At 38.0% G+C, this 4,021-nt stretch carries 1 protein-coding gene, 2 pseudogenes and 1 other annotated feature; of the genes and pseudogenes, 1 reads left to right on the top strand and 2 read right to left on the bottom strand.

The window, feature by feature from the left end:
• Window positions 1–92: 92 nt before the first annotated feature.
• Window positions 93–302, bottom strand: a pseudogene (locus tag NI469_RS15505) (hypothetical protein); the annotation flags it as partial.
• 117 nt (window positions 303–419) lie between these two features.
• Window positions 420–2,498, bottom strand: a complete 2,079-nt coding sequence (gene ppk1 / locus NI469_RS15500) for a polyphosphate kinase 1 (RefSeq protein ID WP_004646175.1) — start codon at window positions 2,496–2,498, stop codon at window positions 420–422.
• 304 nt (window positions 2,499–2,802) lie between these two features.
• Between ppk1 and NI469_RS15495 the strand changes: the two are divergent.
• Window positions 2,803–4,021 (top strand): annotated as a pseudogene (locus tag NI469_RS15495) (IS3 family transposase); the annotation flags it as partial.
• Window positions 3,078–3,194: a sequence feature (AL1L pseudoknot), on the top strand. (Overlaps the previous pseudogene by 117 nt.)

The following is a 4,021-nucleotide window of genomic DNA, read 5'->3' as shown; positions in this document are numbered from 1 at the left end:
ATAATCGCCCCAGAAAGACACTGGGATGGTATACGCCCAGTGATGTTATGGCTGGTTTTTATACTGTTGCACTTGCCGCTTGAATCCGCCTGATGTTTCTCAGGAATAAGTTTTATTTTTATCGATTTATAAAGTCGCTCTTCAGAATTTTCTGCTGATTTTGTCACTTTATCAGCAAATTTCTGATCAGACATAAGCATGGCATATGTTTTATAACCTATTTCAAGCGCTTGTGTTTTATTGCCTTCTTCTTCGAACTGTTCAATTAATTTGTTGATCTTTTTAACACTGATATCATTCATGTAATTGACTCATTCCCACTTGATTTTTACTTTAGGGTTGTATTGTTACAGTTTAGTTAAAATAAGTTTAAATCATTGCAAATGATTGTCATTTATACAATGACTTGAAATTTTTCGTTAAATAATTTGATTCATTAATTGTTGCTGGGCAATATGGACTGCCTGTCCATTGCCAGCCTGACATTGTATCCAGGTACCATCGGCTTGTAATTCCCATGCACGCCGATTATCTTGAAGATAATTCATTAAGCCCTCTTCCAGAATTTGTTTACGAAGTTTTTTATCTTCGATTGGGAAACAGGTCTCGATGCGAGAGAATAAATTACGCCCCATCCAATCTGCACTGGCGCAAAAAAGTTTACTTTCACCCTGATGGTAAAAATAATAAACTCGGGTATGTTCTAAAAAACGTCCCACAATTGAGCGGACTCGAATATTTTCAGAAAGTCCTTTCACTTGTGGGCGTAAGCAGCAAATTGAACGGATAATCAAATCGATTTGAACGCCCGCTTGAGACGCTCTATACAGAGCATCAATTAGTTGAGATTCAGTTAAGGCGTTGACTTTAATAATAATCTGCGCTTTTTTGCCCGCTTTGCTATTTTCAGTTTCATTTTCAATGAGTTCAATCAATTGAGAATGCAGAGTAAATGGTGCATGAAAAAGTTTTTTCAATTTGACCATTTTCCCCATGCCTGTGAGCTCCTGGAAGACTTTATGGACATCTTCACAAATATCAGCATCACTGGTCAGTAGTCCATAATCAGTATAGATTTTGGCATTCATTGCATGATAGTTACCTGTGCCTAAATGAACATAACGTTTAATCTTGTCTACTTCACGACGCACGATCAGAATCATTTTGGCGTGGGTTTTATAACCAACGATCCCATATACAACAACCGCCCCAGCTTCTTGTAATAGATTGGCAACTTCGATATTTGACTCCTCATCAAAGCGAGCACGTAATTCAATCACTGCTGTGACTTCCTTACCATTTCGTGCTGCTTCAGCAAGGACTTGCACAATTTCAGAATCTACACCACTACGATAAAGGGTTTGTTTTATGGCTAACACATGTGGATCACGGGCTGCCTCTTTCAGTAGCTTAATGACCGGAGCAAAAGAGTGAAAAGGGTGATGTAATAAAACATCTTCGGTTTTTAATACCTCAAATATGGATTTTTTCCCATACAACACTTTCGGTAATTTTTGTACATGGGAAGGAAAACGTAACTCAGGCAAATTAAAGTTCGATATAAAGCGCGCCAGATTAAGCGGGCCATCAATACGATAGAGTTGCTCTTGCTTAAGATCAAATTGTCCAAGTAAATAATCAATAATATTTTCAGGGCAATTTTTAGTCACCTCAAGTCTTACAGCCCGACCAAAGCGTCGTGAGGATAGTTCATCTTTTAAGGCAATTGCTAAGTCTTCAACATCTTCTGAGATACTTAAATCTGCATTACGTGTGACCCGAAATTGATAACATCCAGTGGTGGTCACCCCTGGAAATAATTCATGAAGATGTTGCTGAATAATGGCTGAAAGTAGAATGTAGTGTTCATCCTCACCAGAAATATTTTTAGGTAACTTCACTAATCTAGGTAATGATCGTGGTGCTGGAACAATCGCTAAATTAATTTTTCGTCCAAAGGCATCGTTGCCTTCCAAAGTGACAATAAAATTTAAGCTTTTATTGGCTAAACGAGGAAAAGGGTGTGCGGGGTCTAGACTGATAGGCGTGACCACAGGTTGAACTTCATGATGAAAATAATTTTTAATCCATTCTTTATGTTTTTCAAGGATGTCACCATACTGAATGAAATGAACGCCATGTCCTTGCAGTTGTGGTAAGAGATTATAATTAAGAATTTTATACTGTTCTTCGACAGCTTCGTGTGCAAGTTTGGAAATGGTGGTGACTATATCTGAGAGTAGTAAGTCATCTGGATGAGTTCTAGCATGATCTGAAAGTTCAATTTGTTGCATTAAACTGGCAACTCGTATTTGAAAAAATTCATCCAGATTACTTGAAAAAATAATTAAAAAATTGAGTCGTTCAAGTAAAGGATATTCAGTATCTTTCGCCTGTGCCAATACTCGCTTATGAAATTCAAGTAAGGAAAGGTCCCGATTAATATAAGTTTTTAATGTATGTATGGAAGAATTTGAAGGCACATTTAAAGCAGTCATTTATGGCTCTTATAAAGTTAGATTGCAGCGCTGAAGGAAGCTAATAAAAATTCTTTTAAAGCCTTTGAAAGAGGTTAATTAATTCTTCGTAAATAAAAAATGATTAATTCTGCAAGAAGGCTAAGAATTTAATTTTATTCAATTAAGTATTCTGTGACTGCTTCATGACATTTTTATGACATCGTATTGTATTGTTATTTCATGTGGGTAATATTTAGACTTTTATCTGAGTTTAGAAGAAAGGGACAACGTTATGAACCGTACCGGGTTTGTCGGAGACTCAATATTCTGAGAGACTATTCCGATGACAAAATTAAAATATACCCCTGAAATCAGAGAAAGAGCGGTTCAATTATTGATTGAATCTGAAAAAGATTATCCATCGAATTGGGCTGCGATCACAGCAATTGCTCCCAAGATTGGTTGTACTCCTGAAACACTACGTGTTTGGTATCAAAAATATTTAGATAAACAAAATCCAGTTAAAGTACAGCAGCTTTCAGACCAAGAACGTATCAAACAACTCAAACGCGAAAATAAAGAACTGCAACGCGCCAATGAGATTCTACGTAAAGCAGCCGCTTTTTTCGCCCAGGCGGAGCTCGACCGCCCACACAAATAATGGTGGATTTCATCCATAACAATAAAGACTTATATGGTGTTGATGCGATTTGTAGAATTTTACCGATCGCACCTTCAACCTATTACCGGACTCTAGATCTCTGCGAAAATCCAGAACATCGAGCAAAGCGAGATTTACATGACTTGCATCATGCTGAGGAGATTAAACGAATTTGGAAGGAAAGTTCAGGTCGGTATGGTGTACGTAAAGTCTGGCAAAAACTGAAACGTGAAGGCTATATTATTGCACGCTGTACAGTTGCTCGATTGATGCAGAAGCTAGATATACAAGGTGTTTGGCGAGGTAAGAACAAACAAACCACCCGTAGCCGAGATGACCAAAAACGAGCACCTGACTTGGTGAAACGGAATTTTAGAGCTGATCAGCCTAATCACTTGTGGGTTGCTGACTTTACCTATATTCAAACAAATTCAGGCTGGGTCTATACCGCCTTTATTATTGATGTGTTCTCACGAGCAATTGTTGGCTGGAAAGTATCTACACGAATGAATACAGATATGGTGCTCGATGCATTGGAGCAAGCATTGCATGATCGAGGCATGCCAAAGAATGTGATTCATCATTCCGACAGAGGTGTGTAATATCTTTCCATTCGCTATACCAATCGTTTAGAAGCAGCAAATTTACGAGCATCAGTCGGTACAACTGGTGATTCATACGATAATGCTTTGGCTGAAACGGTGAATGGCTTATACAAAACCGAGGTGATTGAATATTTAAAAGCAGATTGGCAAGGTTTAGCAGATGTACAACTTGCGACACTAAATTGGGTAGATTGGTTCAATAAAGAGCGTGTACACAGTGCACTGGGTTATGTATCGCCTTTTGAGTTTGAAGCAATGTACTATGATAAGATTAACCCGTTAGGTCAGGTGGCCTA

It is taken from the genome of Acinetobacter lwoffii (assembly GCF_024129735.1).
In the GTDB taxonomy this organism is placed as follows: Bacteria; Pseudomonadota; Gammaproteobacteria; order Pseudomonadales; family Moraxellaceae; genus Acinetobacter; species Acinetobacter lwoffii_H.
Note: the sequence above shows the minus strand (reverse complement) of the source record. Positions and strands in the feature narration are given on the sequence as shown.